Annotated in this window: 18 protein-coding genes, 5 tRNA genes and 1 riboswitch; of the genes, 6 read left to right on the forward strand and 17 right to left on the reverse strand. The window is 41.2% G+C overall.

Annotated elements, in window-relative coordinates; translation table 11 throughout:
• The first annotated feature begins 212 nt into the window (after positions 1-212).
• Positions 213-312: riboswitch (TPP riboswitch) on the forward strand.
• Between the two features lie 35 nt (positions 313-347).
• Positions 348-1,004, forward strand: a complete 657-nt coding sequence (thiT, locus tag DXB39_RS13895; protein ID WP_117698327.1) for an energy-coupled thiamine transporter ThiT — start codon at positions 348-350, stop codon at positions 1,002-1,004.
• Positions 1,005-1,185: 181 nt separating this feature from the next.
• On the opposite strand, the gene DXB39_RS13900 is transcribed toward thiT, so the two are convergent.
• Complete coding sequence (locus tag DXB39_RS13900; RefSeq protein WP_117842323.1) at positions 1,186-2,559, reverse strand: sodium-dependent transporter; 1,374 nt, start codon at positions 2,557-2,559, stop codon at positions 1,186-1,188.
• A 382-nt stretch (positions 2,560-2,941) separates the two neighbouring features.
• Here DXB39_RS13900 and DXB39_RS13905 point away from each other — a divergent pair, with 382 nt between their 5' ends.
• The 3 genes from DXB39_RS13905 to DXB39_RS13910 are packed head-to-tail and all read left to right on the forward strand — an operon-like array spanning position 2,942 to position 4,063.
• On the forward strand, positions 2,942-3,409 hold the full coding sequence (locus DXB39_RS13905) for an Hsp20/alpha crystallin family protein (RefSeq protein ID WP_117842324.1): 468 nt from the start codon (positions 2,942-2,944) through the stop codon (positions 3,407-3,409).
• A 56-nt stretch (positions 3,410-3,465) separates the two neighbouring features.
• On the forward strand, positions 3,466-3,591 hold the full coding sequence (locus tag DXB39_RS15170; protein WP_255415056.1) for a hypothetical protein: 126 nt from the start codon (positions 3,466-3,468) through the stop codon (positions 3,589-3,591).
• A gap of 31 nt (positions 3,592-3,622) precedes the next feature.
• The gene (locus DXB39_RS13910; protein WP_117842325.1) at positions 3,623-4,063 is read left to right on the forward strand and encodes an Hsp20/alpha crystallin family protein; all 441 of its coding nucleotides are present in this window, start codon (positions 3,623-3,625) and stop codon (positions 4,061-4,063) included.
• Between the two features lie 104 nt (positions 4,064-4,167).
• Here the strand turns inward: DXB39_RS13910 and DXB39_RS13915 are convergent, their stop codons facing one another.
• Both DXB39_RS13915 and DXB39_RS13920 read right to left on the reverse strand, forming a co-directional pair.
• Entirely contained in the window at positions 4,168-4,641 is a 474-nt protein-coding gene (locus DXB39_RS13915; RefSeq protein ID WP_117842334.1) for a methylglyoxal synthase, read from the reverse strand.
• Positions 4,642-4,858: 217 nt separating this feature from the next.
• A tRNA-Pro gene (locus DXB39_RS13920) sits at positions 4,859-4,932 on the reverse strand.
• Positions 4,933-5,100: 168 nt separating this feature from the next.
• Between DXB39_RS13920 and DXB39_RS13925 the strand changes: the two genes are divergently transcribed.
• Positions 5,101-7,422: a GGDEF domain-containing protein gene (locus DXB39_RS13925; protein ID WP_117842326.1), complete on the forward strand. Its 2,322-nt coding sequence runs from the start codon at positions 5,101-5,103 to the stop codon at positions 7,420-7,422.
• Positions 7,423-7,501: 79 nt separating this feature from the next.
• Here DXB39_RS13925 and DXB39_RS14810 read toward each other — a convergent pair whose 3' ends face one another.
• The 5 genes from DXB39_RS14810 to DXB39_RS13945 all read right to left on the reverse strand — a co-directional run bounded on the left by DXB39_RS14810 (position 7,502) and on the right by DXB39_RS13945 (position 12,547).
• Complete coding sequence (locus DXB39_RS14810; protein ID WP_158566000.1) at positions 7,502-7,639, reverse strand: hypothetical protein; 138 nt, start codon at positions 7,637-7,639, stop codon at positions 7,502-7,504.
• 73 nt (positions 7,640-7,712) lie between these two features.
• Positions 7,713-9,491, reverse strand: coding sequence for a glycoside hydrolase family 13 protein (locus DXB39_RS13930; protein ID WP_117842327.1), 1,779 nt, complete (start codon positions 9,489-9,491; stop codon positions 7,713-7,715).
• A gap of 7 nt (positions 9,492-9,498) precedes the next feature.
• Positions 9,499-10,344: a sugar ABC transporter permease gene (locus DXB39_RS13935; RefSeq protein ID WP_117842328.1), complete on the reverse strand. Its 846-nt coding sequence runs from the start codon at positions 10,342-10,344 to the stop codon at positions 9,499-9,501.
• Complete coding sequence (locus DXB39_RS13940; RefSeq protein ID WP_117842335.1) at positions 10,337-11,230, reverse strand: carbohydrate ABC transporter permease; 894 nt, start codon at positions 11,228-11,230, stop codon at positions 10,337-10,339. Before DXB39_RS13940 ends, DXB39_RS13935 begins: the two co-directional genes overlap by 8 nt.
• A 54-nt stretch (positions 11,231-11,284) precedes the next feature.
• Entirely contained in the window at positions 11,285-12,547 is a 1,263-nt protein-coding gene (locus DXB39_RS13945; protein ID WP_117842329.1) for an extracellular solute-binding protein, read from the reverse strand.
• A gap of 201 nt (positions 12,548-12,748) precedes the next feature.
• Here DXB39_RS13945 and DXB39_RS13950 point away from each other — a divergent pair, with 201 nt between their 5' ends.
• Positions 12,749-13,768 carry a LacI family DNA-binding transcriptional regulator gene (locus tag DXB39_RS13950; protein WP_117842330.1) on the forward strand — a complete coding sequence of 340 codons (1,020 nt, stop codon included), beginning with the start codon at positions 12,749-12,751 and terminating at the stop codon, positions 13,766-13,768.
• A 101-nt stretch (positions 13,769-13,869) separates the two neighbouring features.
• On the opposite strand, the gene aroB is transcribed toward DXB39_RS13950, so the two are convergent.
• The 9 genes from aroB to DXB39_RS13990 all read right to left on the reverse strand — a co-directional run bounded on the left by aroB (position 13,870) and on the right by DXB39_RS13990 (position 17,970).
• Positions 13,870-14,985, reverse strand: a complete 1,116-nt coding sequence (gene aroB, locus DXB39_RS13955) for a 3-dehydroquinate synthase (protein ID WP_117842331.1) — start codon at positions 14,983-14,985, stop codon at positions 13,870-13,872.
• Positions 14,986-15,112: 127 nt separating this feature from the next.
• Positions 15,113-16,012 (reverse strand): NAD-dependent epimerase/dehydratase family protein, encoded by a 900-nt coding sequence (locus DXB39_RS13960; RefSeq protein WP_117842332.1) that lies wholly within the window; start codon positions 16,010-16,012, stop codon positions 15,113-15,115.
• Between the two features lie 39 nt (positions 16,013-16,051).
• On the reverse strand, positions 16,052-16,513 hold the full coding sequence (locus tag DXB39_RS13965) for a GNAT family N-acetyltransferase (protein WP_117842333.1): 462 nt from the start codon (positions 16,511-16,513) through the stop codon (positions 16,052-16,054).
• Positions 16,514-16,597: 84 nt separating this feature from the next.
• Positions 16,598-17,101 (reverse strand): hypothetical protein, encoded by a 504-nt coding sequence (locus DXB39_RS13970; RefSeq protein WP_022242824.1) that lies wholly within the window; start codon positions 17,099-17,101, stop codon positions 16,598-16,600.
• Positions 17,102-17,152: 51 nt separating this feature from the next.
• Positions 17,153-17,320, reverse strand: coding sequence for a hypothetical protein (locus DXB39_RS14815; protein WP_156454672.1), 168 nt, complete (start codon positions 17,318-17,320; stop codon positions 17,153-17,155).
• Positions 17,321-17,614: 294 nt separating this feature from the next.
• Positions 17,615-17,687 (reverse strand) — tRNA-Lys (locus tag DXB39_RS13975).
• 21 nt (positions 17,688-17,708) lie between these two features.
• Positions 17,709-17,781: transfer RNA gene (locus DXB39_RS13980), tRNA-Phe, on the reverse strand.
• 5 nt (positions 17,782-17,786) lie between these two features.
• A tRNA-Met gene (locus tag DXB39_RS13985) sits at positions 17,787-17,860 on the reverse strand.
• A gap of 28 nt (positions 17,861-17,888) precedes the next feature.
• Positions 17,889-17,970, reverse strand: a tRNA-Tyr gene (locus DXB39_RS13990).
• Between the last annotated feature and the right edge of the window lie 96 nt (positions 17,971-18,066).

Consider the following 18,066-nt stretch of genomic DNA (forward strand, 5'->3'; position numbering starts at 1 on the left):
TACTATATTCCTTTTGCTTTTCAGATTCAAGAGTAACCTTTTTTTCTAAAAAAGCGCAGAAAAAGACATTTCTAAACCTTTTATCGACCGGAAGTTACTTTTTCTTTATATTTTCCAGCGGATTTTTTCATTTTTTAGAAAATCTTTTTCAGAAAATTAACACTTGACATTTTATACTACCACTGTTACCATTACAAACTGAAAACAAAACATCACTTTGCTAGGGGCGCCTTTGGCTGAGAAACGCATCTGCGTTGACCCTTATTACTTGAACCGGATAATACCGGCGTAAGGAAGCACATAGTTCAACCTCCTGGCAGAGTATCATCTTTAAGGAGGATTTTTTTATGTCAATTTTTGCAACATACGACGGCTCATCTTACCAGCTTACCACCGCAGGTTTTACAGCCCTCGTTATCATCATGATTGCCATTCTTCTGATTGGCTGTGCTATCTTCGGTGGAAAGAAGAAATTCAGTGCAAAGCAGCTTGCATTTTCGGCTATGGCAATTGCCCTTGCCATGGTAACTTCCATGATTAAACTTTTCGATATGCCAATGGGCGGTTCCGTTACTTTACTGAGCATGTTATTCATCGTTCTGATTGGTTACTGGTACGGTCTGGGTGCCGGCTTAACCGCAGCTTTTGCTTACGGAATTCTGCAGTTAGTCGTGGACCCTTACATCATCAGTGTTCCACAGATGTTAGTGGACTACCTCTTCGCCTTTGGTGCATTAGGACTTTCCGGACTTTTCAGCAAATCCAAACATGGACTTATCAAAGGTTATATCGCTGGTGTATTAGGCCGATACTTCTTCGCATTCCTTTCCGGCTGGATTTTCTTCGGCATGTATGCTCCGGAAGAATTCCCGAATGCAGTGGTATACTCTCTTGCTTACAACGGTGCATACCTTGGTGCAGAAGCACTTATTACATTAATCATTATCTGTCTGCCACCAGTCCAGAAGGCATTGAATGCCGTTAAGAATATGGCAAATTCATAATATGGTTCTGTCCAAAAAGAGCGTCTTTCCTAATTAGGAAAGAACGCTCTTTTTGATTACGCGAGTAGCGAGAAAAATCGCATGCTTGCATGCAGATTTGACGAGCACCGCGATAACTCGAGAAACTCGCAAAGCGTGTTTCTCGTAGTTGCATTTCTGTATTTTCTTAATTTGTCATTAATTACATCTGAATCCATCCAAAAGCATTTGCTATGGAACTGATTAAAATAATCGCTGCAAAGATCGGACAAAGGTATTTTATCATCACCGTAAATATCTTTTTCCTGCGGAACGGGTTGCCGCCCCGGGTTACTTCTTCTTCAATCCGCTGCACTCCCACCACTCTTGATACCAGAAGGCAGGTTGCAATAGCTGCAATCGGCATCATCACGGAGTTCGTCAGGAAATCAAAGAAATCAAGAATCTGCATTCCGATAATTTTTACATTCGCCAATGGTCCATATCCCAGTGTGGAAAGACTTCCCAGAAGAAGCATTACAATGCCGACAATTACCGTTGCTTTCCGTCTTTCCCAGCCCAGTTCATCTTCAAAAGTCGATACTGCACTTTCCGTTAATGCAATAGAACTTGTGATTGCTGCAAACAGCACCAGTACAAAAAACAAAATTCCGACTCCGGTTCCAAGTCCCATGCTGTCAAATACTTTTGGAATCGTAATAAACATCAATGATGGCCCCGCCTGCAGTGTTTCCGGATTTCCACCGGAAAATGCAAAGACTGCCGGAATAATCATCAGCCCTGCCATCATGGCAATCGCTGTATCGAAGATTTCCACGTTCTTCGTGGACTCCTCAATAGAAACTTCCTTCTTCATATAAGAACCAAAAGTAATGAGAATTCCCATGGCAATGGACAGGGAATAAAACATCTGTCCCATGGCTGTTACTACCGTCATCCATGAAAAATTTTCAAGATTTGGAATCAGAAAATATTTAACTCCTTTTAATGCTCCCGGTCTGCTTACGGAATAAACCGTTATTAATATAGAAAGAACAACCAGCACCGGCATCATAAATCTGGATACCCGCTCAATACCATTCCGGACTCCGGCAAAGATAATCCCCAGCGTAAATACTGCAAAAAAAGCAAAGCAGATTTCTGTGGAAAGCCCGCTGGAAATGAAATCGGAAAAATATCCATCCGATGCAAGCTTACTGCCATTTCCCCTGATATATTCCACCAGATATTTCATTACCCAGCCGCCAATTACAGAATAATATGGCACGATTAAAACCGGAATAATCGCATTTATCCAGCCACCGAAAGAGAGCCAGCGGGATTTTCCAAAGGTATGATATGCTCCCACCGGGCTCTTCTTCGTCATTCTTCCGATAGAAGTCTCCGCCATAATCATCGTATATCCAAAAGTCAGTGCAAGTATAATATAAATCAGCAGAAAGATTCCTCCCCCATACTTTGCCGCAAGATATGGGAATCTCCATATGTTTCCCAGTCCCACAGAAGCGCCTGCTGCTGATAATACAAACCCTATCTTCCCCGAAAATGTACTTCTTTTCTCATTCTGTGTCTTCATTTTGTTTTTTCTCCTAAACTCATAATTTCCATGACGCAAAGTTATAGAAATCATAACACAGTCTCATAGTTCCTGCAATATTCTTTCCTTTTTATCATGCTACCCCTTATTTCCCCCTATATTTCTGCATTATATCTCCATATATTTCATTTGTTTTTACAGTGCATTTCCATGTTTTTTCTTTGTTTTTGCACAATTTGTGTTTTTTCACAAATTTTTCACAATTTTATTAGCACTCACCTCTTGACAGTGCTAATAATTGGTGCTATAACGTAGTCAGAACAAAGGAGAGGAACAAAAAGAGGTTCCTAAAACATCCCAGTTCCAAAGAAACAAGGTAAACAAGCATAGATAGATTTATTTAAAAAAGGAGAGATGACTTATGTTGATGCCTAGTATTTTTGGAGAGAATTTATTTGATGACTTCTTTGAGGATTTTCCATGGATGGACGATAACATGGATATGAAAAAAACTGAGAAAAAACTTTACGGTCGTAGAGCCGCACGTCTGATGAAGACAGATATAAAGGAGCAGGACAATGGTTACGAACTGGTCATTGATTTACCTGGATTTAAGAAAGACGAAGTAAGTGCTTCCTTAGAAAATGGTTACCTGACCATCAGTGCCGCCAAAGGCTTGGATGAGGATGATAAAGATAAGAAATCCGGCAAGTACATCCGTAAGGAACGTTATTCCGGAGCCTGCAGCCGAAGCTTTTATGTTGGCGATGCCGTTACCGAAGAAGATATCAAGGGCGAATTTAAACACGGTATTTTAAAACTCTTCGTTCCGAAGAAAGAAGCAAAACCTGCAGTAGAAGACCACAAATATATTGCAATTGAAGGATAATTTCAGACATTGTATTTCAGATATCTGATGATGTAAAAGAAAGGAAGCATGTTATTATGTCAGATAAAAATCCAAAACATCCATTAAAGAAGAAGAAAGTAAAAGCAAAAATTAATGTAGCCGACCATGAGGCTGTTGAAGAAGCCAGAGAAGCTCACAGAAATAAAAAACATTATTATTAATTACAACAATTATTTTCAGGAGGAATGACTTATGTTAGTACCAAGTATTTTTTCAAACAACTTTGTAGATGATATATTCGATGATGTATTTCCATTCGGAGCTTACAATGCTCCTGCAGCAGACAACCGTGCTGCCATGAACACTGACGTTAAGGAATTTGACGACAGATATGAACTGGAATTTGAACTTCCGGGCTTTAAGAAAGAAGATATCCAGGCTGAGCTGAAAGACGGATACCTCATCGTCAATGCCAAACACCAGGACAACAAGGACGAAAAAGGCAAAGATGGCAAATATATCCGTAAAGAACGTTACTATGGCTCTTACCAGCGTAGCTTCTATGTCGGAGATGGCGTTACTCAGGATGACATCAAAGGCGGTTTTGAAAATGGCATCCTGACTCTGACCGTTCCGAAGAAAGAAGCAAAACCTGCAGTGGAAGAAAAGAAATATATTTCCATTGAGGGATAATACCAGGATAATTAAAAGGAAAAAGGGGCGGTGTGAGTATTCACACCGCCTCTCCTTTTTATGTAAGAAACACGCTTTGCGTGTTTCTCGTAGTTTAGCTGACATTACTTTATCGTCGATGCCCGCTGTCTGATATTCTTATTAAAATTAATCACATTGTGATTATATTCTTCATCCATCAACTCGGAATGAATCATAAAATCTGCAGTTGCCTTATTATTTGCAATCGGGATGTCATATACCTGTGCAATACGAAGCAGCGCTTTTACATCCGGGTCATGAGGTGCTGCAGTAAGCGGGTCTGAAAAGAAAATAACGAAGTCTATTTTTCCCTCTACTATCTTGGCACCAATCTGCTGGTCGCCACCCAGCGGGCCACTATTATAGCCCTTAACCGGCAGTCCCGTCTGGTCTGTAATCATCTTTGCAGTTGTTCCTGTTCCACACAGAAAATGTTTCTTTAAAGTCTCTGCATTGTCTTTACACCACTGAATCAGTTCTGCCTTTTTCCCATCATGGGCAATCAATGCAATATTTTTCTGTTTTCCGATTGTCAAAGTAAGAAAATCCGGTTCCATACTCATATTGTGTCTTCTCCTTTATTGTATTATTTTCCAACCTTTTCATTTATCAAGTGAAAATCAACTCCTGATAAACAATTGCAGCTCGCCAATCACGCTTATATGTTGACTTGCTTACGTTCATTATAACATGACAAGATGATTCCAGACAATATTGGGGTAGAAATCTTCATATAAAAAACGAGCACACCTAACAGTGTACTCGTTTTTTTCGTCGATGCGACAGGATTTGAACCTGCGACCTCTGCGTCCCGAACGCAGCGCTCTACCAAGCTGAGCCACGCATCGTTATTCAGTTCTTTCACACGCTCAACTATATTAGCATATATCACATTTTTTGTCCAGTAATATTTTTATTTTCTTTTCTACTTAATCGTTTTATGTTATACTTAAGTTAATCATAAGAACGGCTTTTACAATTCCGAAACAACTTTTTTTACCAGAGAAAGGCACATTATGGAGAACAACCAGAGACCAACAATTGCAATTATGTTAGGTGACACCCAGTCCAGCTACTCAGAAGACTTACTTCGGGGCTTCTATACCTGTGCCAGAGAAGAAGATATCAATATTATTTTTCTGATGGGACCTCAGATGCCACAATATTGTAAAGATATTTTATCCTGCAGTTTTGATGGAGACTATAATTATCAGTTTGATACGATTTATGATTATGTGCATTTTACCAGACCGGACGCACTCATTATTACCTATGGTTCTCTTTCTATTTTTAAAAGTAACCAGGTAAAGGCAGACTTTCTTTCCCATTATAAAGATATTCCATTTCTGATGTTAGAGGACACACCAGACGATCCGGACATTCCATATCTGATTGCTGACAACTACAACGGTATGCGGCAATGTATCGAACATCTTGTGAATGTCCATGGCTATCGTAAGATTGCTTTTGTAGCAGGACCAGCTAACAACAAAGACTCCAATGAACGGCTGAAAGCCTACCGCGATGTTATGGCGGAACATCAGCTTCCGGTCACGAATGATATGGTCGTCTACGGCAACTACTCAGAGCTTGTCACCGAGCAGGTGGAATATATCCTAGACCACAACCCGGAATTAGAGGCAATTGCTTTTGCAAATGATAATATGGCAAAGGCAGGATACCGCGTCTGTGCTGCAAGAGACCTTTTGGTGGGACATGACATTGCCATTACCGGTTTTGACGACATTGACCACGCAAAAACCATGGAGCCACCACTGACCAGTGTTTCCCACAGCAGCTTCCAGTTCAGCTACCAGGCATTACAGAATGCGCTTATGCTCTGTCAGGGAAAGAAGCCACAATCCTGCCGGATGTCAGCCATTTTTCACCAGAGAAGCTCCTGCGGCTGCCAGCTGCACACCGGCTTTACCACACTGCGTCATATCAGCATGGAGCAGCTGCACGATTTTATACACCAGCAGGTCGATGCTATGGCTGAGGAATTATTCTCTTCCATTTCATACGAAAAAGATCGTAATTACTATACCGAAGTTCTACATGCATATTTTGAAAATATATATGAAGAAATCTTTATCCGGAAGGGAACTGACTTCTCCAACGAGCCTCTGATTCGTTATCTGAGAAAGCTTACTGCATATCCCCATATTTCCGGAGAAATGCTCCTAGAGCAACTTACTTCATTACTCCGTACACTGATTAACTTCTCGGAGGAGGAACTGCTGCAGACACAGCTTTCCGGCATTTTATCCTTTACCCAGCAATACGTTCATTCTGCGGATGTCTTCCAGCTGGAAAAAGAAATCATGGATTCTAACCGGAAAGCCTGGTTTGTACCTTCCTTTACAAGAGATTTGATTAACTCCGGTGCCAATTTCAAAGAAACGATTACACATATCATGGAGCGGCTGCATCTGATGAATGTCAAAAGTTCCTTCTTTTTCTTCTTTGACAAACCGGTCATTCATCAGGAAAATGAGCTTGCAGAGTATCCGGACGAAATCTATCTGGCAGCATATTACCATGATGAAAAATCAGTCTACCATGAACCGGGCAAACGTCCAAAAGTAACGACTGCCAATGGATTTTCCAGTTTTCTTCCAAAGGAACACAGCCACTGCTATACATCATTTATCCTCTTTTCCGGAGATGAACAGTTCGGTCTGCTGCTTTGCGAAGTGGAACAGAAAGATATTTCCTTTATGCAGATTTGCAGTCTCCAGATTGGTGCACTTCTGCATTTCATTCAGTTAAATGCCAGCGAACGTCAGATTCAAAAAGAATTGCAGGATTCCATGAAAGTCATTCAGGAGCAGAACAGCATCTTAAGCTATATCTCCGAATATGACGACTTAAGCCAGCTTTTGAACCGCCGTGGATTTATGGAACGGGCATCCCATGCCATAGAATCCAATTCCGGCAAAAAGGCTTATCTTCTCTTTGGTGACTTAGACCACTTAAAAGAAATCAATGACTGTTTCTCACATCTTGCCGGTGATTTTGCATTGCGTACCGTATCTGAACGGCTCCGGAAATGCCTGCCGAAAGATGCCATTACTGCAAGACTCGGTGGAGATGAATTTGTATCCTTTATCTTAACAGATATACCGGATTTCAAAGAACAGCTTTTAAAGAATCTGAAAACAGAGAGTGATGCTTTTAATACCGTATGCGATAAACCTTTCTATGTAGAAATCTCTGTCGGCATCTACGAATTCTACTGCAATCCGCAGATGGACTTGACAGACATTCTCAAGCACTCTGATGCAATCCTCTACGAGGAGAAAGCAAAACGTCGCAGCAGCATCAAGAAAGTCTGATTTCATATCATCCTTCCGAAGGAAAGAATGTATATGACATATATAAATGCCGGATGGTAAACCATCCGGCATTCTTTCATTATTCGTCCATTCCCCATTTGTCTTTCATATACTCTTTTCCGAATCCAGAGCCAATATTTTCATTGATTCTACGTCCGAAGCAGGCATAAAATCCAATAACAGCTGCAAATATAATAATTCCAATTAAAACAACCATAGTAAACACCCTCCCTGCATCACTTTGTTTTTCCAAGTATAACACAAGTATTTTGTAATGTCACTTGTCTTTTTCAGAATGCCACAAGTCTTCCTTCATAAGGAGACAGTTCTATATTTTTTTCCTGCAGCTCCTGTATTTCTGCCGAAGTAAGTTCCACTTTGTCAGGGCCTGTATTCAGCACTACCAGCACCCGGTCTTCTTCATAGCAGCGGGAAAATGTATAAACACCGGTAACATCATTACAATAGATGGTGCGATAATTTCCCCTGCGTAATGCCGGATGCTCTCTCCGAAGTGCTATCCACTCCTTGAATTTTCCGATTAAATTATCCTGATACGGCAATAAAGACTGTGGTTCAGTTTCATCTGATTGTCCGGATGCTCTCTGCCAGTCCATGGCTGCCCTGTATTCTGATTCTTCCGTACCATCAATATATACCTCATCCCCATAAAATACCGATGGCACGCCCACTCCCATAAAGAGATAGAAAAATGCCAGCTCCATTCTCTTTCTATTTCCATTGCAATAGCTTAAAAATCTCGGAATATCATGGGAATCCAGAAAATTCATCTGTGCCAGGCTCACCTGCCATGGGTAGCGGTAAATCATCTGCTGCATCTGGGCATCAAATTCACTGACCGAAAGTTCTCCCTTTCCAAAAAAATCCCGGCACAGATAAGAAAAAGTATAATTCATCGTAGAATCAAACTGGTCTCCCTGAAGCCAGATGCCTGCTTCTTCCCAGATTTCGCCTATTAGAAATATATCCTCTTTTACCGCTCTCACCGCATGGCGGAAGGCTCTCCAGAATTCATGATTGATTTCATTTGCCACATCCAAGCGCCAGCCGTCAATATCTGCTTCCCGAATCCAGTAAGTTCCAACATTGCAAAGGTACTCCACCACTTCAGGATTTCCGGTATTAAGCTTTGGCATTTCCTTTACATAGGCAAACGCCTCATAATTCGGCGGATCAGCGTACTGTATCGTTTCCGGCAGGTGATAAAACCAGTTATAATATCTTGATGCTTTTCCCTTCTGCCGCACATCCCGGAATGCAAAGAAATCTGCTCCACAATGATTAAATACACCATCTAAAATAACCCGGATTCCTCTCTTGTGGCACTGCTGCACCAGTTCTTTTAAATCCGCTTTATTTCCAAGACAGGGGTCGATTTCAAAATAGTCAATGGTATCATATTTATGATAAGACGCTGCTTCAAAAATCGGATTCAGATAAATGCAGTTAATTCCAAGCTTTTCGATATAGTCAAGGTTTTCACAAATTCCTTTCAGTGTACCACCCAGATGATTCTTACAAATCCGGTCCGGTAAAATTTTTCCATCGCTGTCGCTTTTTTCATCCGGCAAAAGCATATGCCTTGTCGCTTTTTCCGTCAGTTCCCGTCTGTCATTTGCAAAACTGTCCGGGAAAATATGATACATAACAATGTCTTCTGCCCACTCCGGGATATCTAAAATATCCTCTCTTCTAATATATGGAAACTGAAAATATTCTGCCCTGCCACAGGACAGTTTCTCTGCAAATCCTCTTCCATAATAATAAAGGCTTTCTATATCGTCCTCTAACCGGAAATAATAGCATACCCTGGTATACGGAGATGTAATCTTAACTTCATAATAATCATAAAGCATATCGGATGCCACATATTCCATTTCACTTTGTTTCACCGGAAGTGGCTCTTCCATCGCCACCCGGTCTCCCCAAAGCAGCACGCACCGTTTTAAATCGCCCTTTTTACAACGGATTCTTATTACCAGCCGGTCTTCTTTTTCTGCAAAAGCAAATTGTGACAGTGGAATATGCAAAATTGCTTCTTTTTCCATTTTATTTCTATCCTTTCACACCACCTGCAGTAAGACCGGATACCATATACTTTTGTATACAGAAGAAAATAATCAGCACCGGAACAGATACCAGGATAGCGGCTGCGGAGAACATTCCCCAGCTTCTGGTGTAATCGTTGGACTGTAACTGATATAATCCACCTGCCAGTGTATAACTGTTTTCATTCAGTAGAAATGTTGTGGAAAACAGATATTCATTCCATACAAAAATAAGTACCATCACAGAAGTTACAATGATTGCCGGACGAGCCAGCGGCATTACTACCTTCCACAGCAGCTGGAAATCCGATGCACCGTCAATTTTCGATGCTTCTTCGATTTCTATCGGAATGGTATCAAAATACCCTTTCATATTCCAGATAGAGAAGATGCACATGCTTCCCGCATAAATAATCACCAGTCCCAGTTTCGTGTCCAGCATATTCATCTGTTTTAAAAGACGGAATAATGCAAACATGGACAGGATCTGTGGAAATGCATTTAAGAGAAGCAGTAATTTTAAAATGCCATTTCTTCCCTTAAAACGGTATCTTGAAAATGCATAAGATGACACCATGGCAAATCCGATAGCAATGACCATTGTAAAGAAGCTTAATACGGCAGAGTTATAAAACCACCGCAAAAATGGCTTCTGCGTCAGTATATTTTTATAATTATCCAGTGTAAATTCCTTTGGAACCAAAGATAATCCGGAGGACAATGCTCCACTTCCCCTTTCAAAGGAAAGATTCAACGCATATAAAATCGGTACCAGTGCCAGCAGACACAGTATAATATAAAAAATATGTAATCCGCTAAGCTGTAAAATCTGTTTTCTCTTTTTCTTAGTCATAATTTTCCTCCTTTACCCCTCGATTGGTAAAGAGCGAAAATACCATGATGAGGAAAAAGATAATAATGGATACCGCAGAGGACAGCCCATAGTTATTTGAAACAAACGCATTCTGCTGTGCATAAGTAATTACGGTCTGTAAGGTTGCCCCTGAATATGCTCCCTTCTGCATCGTAAGAAGATATACGATATCAAACTGCTTAAATGTGGTAAATGTCGTCATAATAACCGCCGGTGCAATAATTCCTTTCATTGCCGGAACGGTAATATGGATGTTCTTTGACCAGAAACCTGCTCCATCCAGTTCTGCGCTTTCATAATAGCTGCGGTCAATGCTGGACAGTGCACCGTCTATCATCATAATCATAAACGGCAATGCCATCCACAGGTTTAAGGTCATGCAGGAGAGAAATGCCGGCACATTGGTGGAAAGGAAATTTACCTTTCCAAAGCCAAGTGCCACCAGAATCTTATTCAGAAGACCAAACTCTGTGTTATAAATGCCTACCCTCCACAAAAGAATGGACACATAAGCAGGCATTGCCCACGGGAACATCAAAAGAGTCTTGTATACACGTTTTCCCTTTAAATCTTCTCTTTGAAATCCCAATGCAATAAAATATGCCACAACTACCTGTATCACCATATTTAATGTGGTCCAAAGTAATGTTGTAAACAGTGCTCCAAGGAAACCGGAGTCTGCCTTTAATAATGCCCTGCTATAGTTGGATAGTCCGATAAATTCATAATTTGACCAGTGAAAAAGATTCATATTGGTCAGTGATATATAGCCCGTATAAATAATTGGGAATACGATAACCATTCCAATCAATATCAGTGCCGGCATACTGTAAAGCCATGGCGTTAATTTCCGTTTATTCTTCATATACACACTTCTCTTCCTAATTTTCCTCTTTATTGCTTCTAAATAAACTCCTTCTTACTGCATATCTGCAATAGCATCCAATGCCTCCTGCTGATAAGTTTCTGCTGCAGTATCAATATCCTCCCCGGATTTGTTGACTGCCGCCAAAAATGCTTCTGCCGGACCCCACATAACGCTCATCTGCGGAATGTTTGGCATAGGCTGTGCAGTTTCTGCAGTTGCTTTCATTGCCATAATCATCTCATTTGCAGCAACATCTGCGTCATCATATGCTTTGCTGTTTGCCGGTGCACAGTTTGATTTATTTGCCAATGCAATACCTACTTCCGGACTTGCAATTGTCTCTAATACTTTTGCAATTGCTTCTTTCTTATTTTCTGCTGCATATTTTAAGACACCAATGCTCTGTACACCTGAATATGGTGCCAGTCCGTTTCCATTCGGAAGTTTAAAATCCGCCAAGGATTTAATACCAAGGTCAATGCCCGCTGCCTTGATTCCGGATACCAGCCATGGTCCACCGATGATTGCTGCTGCCTGGCCTTCATTGAATAATGCAGTTACAGTGTTGTAATCTCCATCTGCCTCCAATGCTGCAAATTTCTGATTGTATGCGATAGCATCCTTGGTTTCCTGTGTATTTAATCCAGGATTTGCATCTTTATCAATAATATATCCACCAAAACCATTGATCACCGGTGCCACATTGTATGCGGTAGAATGCTGATTTACCAGCGCATAAGTTCCTGCATCCACATCGGTATGCGCTACCATATAATCATACAGTTCATCTGTTGTTTCCGGCACATCACCTTCCCATTTTGCCTTATTATACATAAAGAGCAATGTCTCATAATAAACCGGCATCAGGTACTGGGTATCCTTATAATTACCTGCTTCTACGGTCATCGGTAATAAATCCGCCATTACATCCTCACTGATAACATCCGTAATCGGAGCTAAAATCCCCATTTCTGCAAATGTTCCCAATGAATCATGTGCATAAAGATACATATCCGGTCCGTTGGATTCATCATTTCCATATAACTGAAGCTGGTCGGTCAGACCGCTCTTCTTTTCAAAGGTAACCTTGATATTATCCTCTGCCAGTTTCTCATTCGCACAATCCGCAATGGTCTGCATGATATTCTCATCCCCATCATGCCAGATTTTTACTTCTGTCATTTCATCCTCTGCATCATTTCCAAGTACTTCTGTAGTCTTTCCTTCGTCATTTCCTGCTTCTTTTCCACAACCGGATAATGTGCCGATTGTCATTGCGGTACAGAGCAACAGACTCAACACCCTTTTCTTCATAAAAATACCTCCGTTTTCCGGTTTCTTTAGGAAACCGTTTTCTTTATTTTCTTTTTTTTCTGCAATTGGTTCCTCTTGCTAAGTCTATATTTATCACTTTTTTCCCTTGTTTACAATGTCTATTTGTCAAAAATGATTGACTTTGTTAGGAAACCGCTATACTATATTTGTAAATTTATACATTTTTTCAGGAGGTATTTTATGTCTGTTACCATCAATGATGTTGCCAATGAAGCCGGTGTTTCCAAATCCACTGTTTCTAAAGTTTTAAATCACTGGACCACCATATCCCCAGCCACTGTGGAAAAGGTTCATGCAGCAATTGAAAAGCTTCATTATACCCCTAACTCCCGGGCTGTAAGCTTTGCAAAAGGTGCCACTTCCAATATTGTCTATCTTACCAATCTGGAGAAAGATACTGCTTATCGGAATCCGCATATGTTTGATATCATGTGTGGCGTGCATCATACTTTATCCGAAAATAACTACTCTCTGACCCTGGTTAATACATCCGAGGAGCATTATCCTGGTGAAAAAGTCAGTGAAGTAATCACCAGCCGGTCTTCAGATGGTCTTATCATCCATGGCTCCGCTATTAATAAAGAGATTGCAAATCTCATCCTGGATGCCGGCTTCCCACATATTATCATCGGTCATCCGGGATTTGAAAGCCGGCTGTGCTGGGTAGATACCAACCACGCCCTTGCCGGTGAATATGCCGCTGCCCACATGATAGCCTGTGGTTATACAGATGTTGCCTTTATTGGAGAACGCAAAACTGATTATATTTCCGCCCAGCGTCAGAAAGGCTTCATGGCAGGAATGTTAGACAGAGGCTTTCACATTCCGGCTGCCCGTATCGGAAATACTGATTCCAGCCGTCAGCACGCTTATTCCGTTACTTCTGATATGCTGACACAGCCTGTACCGCCTCGCGCTATTGTATGTGAAAATAACACCCTCGCATTAGGTGTCATCCAGGCAGTCAAAGACCGGCAGCTTTCCATCCCGGATGACATTGCCATACTTACCTTTGACGTCTACCCATATTCCAGCATCATCGACCCACAGCTTACCATTGTAGATATCAATGTCTATGATACCGGTGTGCAGGCTGGCTCCATGATGATCCGTAAGCTTCAGAACCCGGAACTTCTCATCCAAAGCTATACAACGCTTCCTGTTATCATCCAGGGAGAAAGCACCAGACCACTGACATAAAAAATACCCCTGTCAATCTGACAGGGGCTTGTTCCCTTTTGCGCTCATTATATGATAATTAATGATAAGCCAATCAGCTTATCATTAACTTTCATCGCTCACTATTTCATTTTCATAATGATATCTCTTGCAACGGCTTCGTCCACCGGTGTGGCAAATACGCCTTCCTCAAACTCTACGATTCCACCGATTCCTTTTTCTACAACGAAACGGAGTTTTCCGTCCCGGACTTTCTTATCCGTATATAATTTCTTAACCAGGGCTTCCCGGTCAATGTATTCCGGAATCTCTACCGGCAGCTTCGCTTTCTCTAACAGATTCTTTACTGCTGTTTTTTCTTCTTCTGTCATGTAACCAAGTCGGTGTGCCAGTTCTGTCATAGCTACCATTCCAATGGAAAGTGCTTCTCCATGAAGCAGTCTGTAGTCACTGACTGTCTCAATGGCACGTCCTACCGTATGTCCCAGATTCAAGATTTCTCTTAAGCCCTGCTCCTTTTCATCCTTCATTACCACAGCATATTTAATCTGGCAGTTCTTCTTTGCGATGTATTCACAGGCTTCTCTGTCTCCCGCAAAAATATCTTCCATATGTTTTTCCAGGAATTCAAACATTTCCTTATCTGCCATACAGGCATGCTTGATTGTCTCTGCCATACCACTGGATAACTGTCGCTGTGGCAGTGTTTTCCATGCTGCAATGTCAAGATATACTTTCTCCGGCTGGTTAAAAAGTCCAATCAGATTCGTTGCCAGTGGTGTGTCTACTGCGGTTTTTCCACCAACAGATGCATCTGCCGCCGCCAAAAGTGTCGTAGCATAGTTAATGAATGGCACTCCTCTGCCATAGGTTCCTGCCAGAAATCCAGACAAATCGGTTACCACACCACCACCAACGGCAATGATGCAGCAGTCTCTCCGGAAACCTGCCTCTAACATGGCATCTTCTACTTCTTCTTTCGTCTTTCTGGTCTTGCTGGTCTCTCCTGCCGCAAAGACAAATTCTTTTGCCTGATATCCGGCTTCCTGCAACAATGTTACAATGTGATCTGCATAAAGTTCCTTTACAGTGCTATCAGTAATTACTGCAAATTTCTTAATCTTTCCAACCAAACCGTTTTTCAAATCTTCTATTAACCGGTTCTCAAGCTGGTAGCCTATCTCGATTTCGTAACTGTCATCAACTACCTTCTTCAATTCTACCTGAAATACACTCATGTTTTTCTCCGTTCTATCCTGTGTCTTGTAAATCTGCGCCTGTCACAGATTTTTATTTCGTTTATTATACTATTTTGCTCTTTTCTCTGCAACCACAGGAGCTCTAATCGAAAGAAATTCCCTGTTTTTATACCAGATGTTCCTCTATGTATGCAAGATATGGTTTCTTATTTACCTTATCCTGATTTACCACATACCAGTCATAAGCTTCTTTTAATCCATCCGCCAGTGGCTTCGTCCCACTCATAAGTGCAAGCTGTTTCGCAACGTCCAGTGCATATTCATAATTATAAAAGCTGAAATAATTACGCTGCTCTTCCTCCGCTGTAACTTCCACAAACTCTGCCTGCTTTCCGGCCGCCTGATAGCACAGTGTCACCCAGTCACGAATGGATATGCTCTCTTTATTTCCAACATTGAAAATGTGCTGCTTTGGGTGTCTTTCCACTAGAATATCTATAAATCTGCACAAATCTTCCACATGGAAAAATTGCAGCTTCATGCCGCCCTCCTGTGGCAGATAAAATTTCCGGTTTTCCAATGCACAGTCAAATACAAAGGCTTCCCGGTATACATTATTCATCGGTCCATATAAATAAGGCGGTCTAAGGATATATGCCTTCGGATTTCTCTGCATCAGTGCTGCCTCAGCCGCTATTTTATTTGTTCCATATGCACCCCAGTGCACATTTTCTGCAAGCTGTATTTCTTCCGTAAATGGTGCCGGCGCATATTCCGGATATACGGCACTTGAACTTATAAGAACATAATCTTTGTAACTTTCCAATGCATTCAGCAAATCCTCCACATCTTCCCTGGTATATGCGGTATCAATTACCAGGTCAAAATGCAGTCCCTGCAGTGCATCACCGATCGCATGCCGGTCTGCCTGAATCAGTTTTACAGCCGCCGACTGCGGTTTGGTGTTTCGATTTAACACATAAACCTCATCACCTTTTGCCACATAATGCTCTGCAATAAACCGACTCACAAATACAGTGCCACCAGTTACCAAGATTTTTCTCATACTTGTCCTCCTTGTGCATGGGTTTCTATGAAATTTTTATTATTCCCGCTCTATTGTTAAAACCATACATTCTTTAGATTCGGTAAATCCGCAGGCATGATACAAGGCTCTGCCACTCTCCGTTGTATCCAGAATCAGTTCTGTCACGCCACGCAATTTGGCTTCATTTATCAGAAGTTCCATCATATGGTGGGCAATCCCCTGTCCACGATAGTCCTTCTTTGTATATACATTCATAATATGTCCACGTTTTCCGGTAGGATGGGCAAATGTCGGCATGACCTCAATATAGCTGACCGACGCACAGCCAACTACTTTTCTTCCATCCATTGCCAGAATTGTCGTCTGATTACCATCTTCAAAATACAGTCTGCTGCTGTCGACCAGATTATCCGGAAATGTATAATCCTCTGACAAATCATTTACTTCCCGCAGCATCTCCAGCCGGGTACTCATCAGATTCTCCATATCTCTTCGTGACGCATTCATATATGTTATCATAATCATTCCTCCAGGTCGCATTTTTTCTGTCTTCTTCGTACAGCAGTATCATATCACAGAACGGAGGAAATAATACTTAATTTTTTATGATTCTTTGATTTCCATATAAAATGTCACATTCTTACAATCATATCCTACGAACTTCAGTCGATTTTTTCCCTCTTTCAACTGAATAGAATAGGTAGTCAGTTCATTCACTTCAGAATCCGGCGTACATTCCACCACCGTTGACACATTTCCATCCTCATCAATCTGCACCAGCTTTGCTTTTCCTTCATCCAGCGTAAACACAAGCGTTATATCTACCCACGTCGCGCTGCTGCAATTCGCTTCCCAGAGTGTCTCCCTGCCATCAAATTTTCCAACGGTGTATGTCACATTATTTCCATAATTATTCAATACACTATTTGTTTTAGCATACCGGTCCCCACCCTCTGCTATCTGAATATCTGAATCGTACTGCTCTTTTGCAAATTTATTATTACAGCCAGTAAGCAATAGCCCCATAACTAAAATACATACTATGCCAAATCTTTTCATTTTCCCTGTAATCTTGTTTTTCATTCTATTTTTAATCTTCCTTTTCATTTACACTTCCTTTGCGTTCTCTCTTCTTTTCCGTTCACTCTTCCTCTTCATTCACTCTTCTCTATCACCGATTGCATGAACAACGCAGGCAAATCCCGCAACCATCGAAAATAAAATAGCTCCTCCCATTGAATTGTCCAAAAAATCCCCCATAAAGAAACCTACAATTCCCGCAAGTACCATAATACAAACTGCATCCACTGCTTTAAATTTTCTCATAAAAATACCTCCGTTTTTTGCGCTCTTCTTGTTTTTAACTTCTATTTACCCACAACAATTTATATATCATATTATACTTATTATTGTTTCGCATGTATATAGCTTATCTTTAGCTTTCTTTTATGAATTACTTTTTGACTTTCTTTTTTTAATGAAATAAAGACGAAGGGATTCAAAAATGCCCTTGAAGATGGGGTGAAGATGAATATTTAGGCTTACTTAGCACTACTTCCGATTACTCACAAAAATGGCGGAAATACTGTATTTATCAGCATTTCCGCCATTTTCAACGACTGAGACATCGGGGATTCGAACCCCGGACAACTTGATTAAAAGTCAAGTGCTCTACCAACTGAGCTAATATCCCATTTCTCAGGTTTTCTGAGAATGCCCAGTTCCGGAATCGAACCAGAGACACGAGGATTTTCAGTCCTCTGCTCTACCAACTGAGCTAACTGGGCAAGAGTTGCGGGAACAGGATTTGAACCTGTGACCTTCGGGTTATGAGCCCGACGAGCTTCCAGACTGCTCCATCCCGCGTTATTCAATTATCTTCTAAAAAGAAGAATGGGCAGAGGTGGATTCGAACCACCGAAGCAATTTGCAGCAGATTTACAGTCTGTCCCCTTTGGCCACTCGGGAATCTGCCCATTTCTATACAATATATAATTGTATAAAGCCGATGATCGGACTCGAACCGATAACCTGCTGATTACAAATCAGCTGCTCTGCCAATTGAGCCACAT

The organism is Roseburia sp. OM03-7AC, from assembly GCF_003462625.1.
GTDB classification, from domain to species: Bacteria; Bacillota; Clostridia; order Lachnospirales; family Lachnospiraceae; genus Roseburia_C; species Roseburia_C amylophila.

Coding starts and splice junctions, on each gene's coding strand:
- thiT (WP_117698327.1), top strand. CDS start 348: ATGTCAATTTTTGCAACATACGACGGCTCATCTTACCAGCTTACCACC.
- DXB39_RS13900 (WP_117842323.1), bottom strand. CDS start 2,559: ATGAAGACACAGAATGAGAAAAGAAGTACATTTTCGGGGAAGATAGGG.
- DXB39_RS13905 (WP_117842324.1), top strand. CDS start 2,942: ATGTTGATGCCTAGTATTTTTGGAGAGAATTTATTTGATGACTTCTTT.
- DXB39_RS15170 (WP_255415056.1), top strand. CDS start 3,466: ATGTCAGATAAAAATCCAAAACATCCATTAAAGAAGAAGAAAGTAAAA.
- DXB39_RS13910 (WP_117842325.1), top strand. CDS start 3,623: ATGTTAGTACCAAGTATTTTTTCAAACAACTTTGTAGATGATATATTC.
- DXB39_RS13915 (WP_117842334.1), bottom strand. CDS start 4,641: ATGGAACCGGATTTTCTTACTTTGACAATCGGAAAACAGAAAAATATT.
- DXB39_RS13925 (WP_117842326.1), top strand. CDS start 5,101: ATGGAGAACAACCAGAGACCAACAATTGCAATTATGTTAGGTGACACC.
- DXB39_RS14810 (WP_158566000.1), bottom strand. CDS start 7,639: ATGGTTGTTTTAATTGGAATTATTATATTTGCAGCTGTTATTGGATTT.
- DXB39_RS13930 (WP_117842327.1), bottom strand. CDS start 9,491: ATGGAAAAAGAAGCAATTTTGCATATTCCACTGTCACAATTTGCTTTT.
- DXB39_RS13935 (WP_117842328.1), bottom strand. CDS start 10,344: ATGACTAAGAAAAAGAGAAAACAGATTTTACAGCTTAGCGGATTACAT.
- DXB39_RS13940 (WP_117842335.1), bottom strand. CDS start 11,230: ATGAAGAATAAACGGAAATTAACGCCATGGCTTTACAGTATGCCGGCA.
- DXB39_RS13945 (WP_117842329.1), bottom strand. CDS start 12,547: ATGAAGAAAAGGGTGTTGAGTCTGTTGCTCTGTACCGCAATGACAATC.
- DXB39_RS13950 (WP_117842330.1), top strand. CDS start 12,749: ATGTCTGTTACCATCAATGATGTTGCCAATGAAGCCGGTGTTTCCAAA.
- aroB (WP_117842331.1), bottom strand. CDS start 14,985: ATGAGTGTATTTCAGGTAGAATTGAAGAAGGTAGTTGATGACAGTTAC.
- DXB39_RS13960 (WP_117842332.1), bottom strand. CDS start 16,012: ATGAGAAAAATCTTGGTAACTGGTGGCACTGTATTTGTGAGTCGGTTT.
- DXB39_RS13965 (WP_117842333.1), bottom strand. CDS start 16,513: ATGATAACATATATGAATGCGTCACGAAGAGATATGGAGAATCTGATG.
- DXB39_RS13970 (WP_022242824.1), bottom strand. CDS start 17,101: ATGAAAAGGAAGATTAAAAATAGAATGAAAAACAAGATTACAGGGAAA.
- DXB39_RS14815 (WP_156454672.1), bottom strand. CDS start 17,320: ATGAGAAAATTTAAAGCAGTGGATGCAGTTTGTATTATGGTACTTGCG.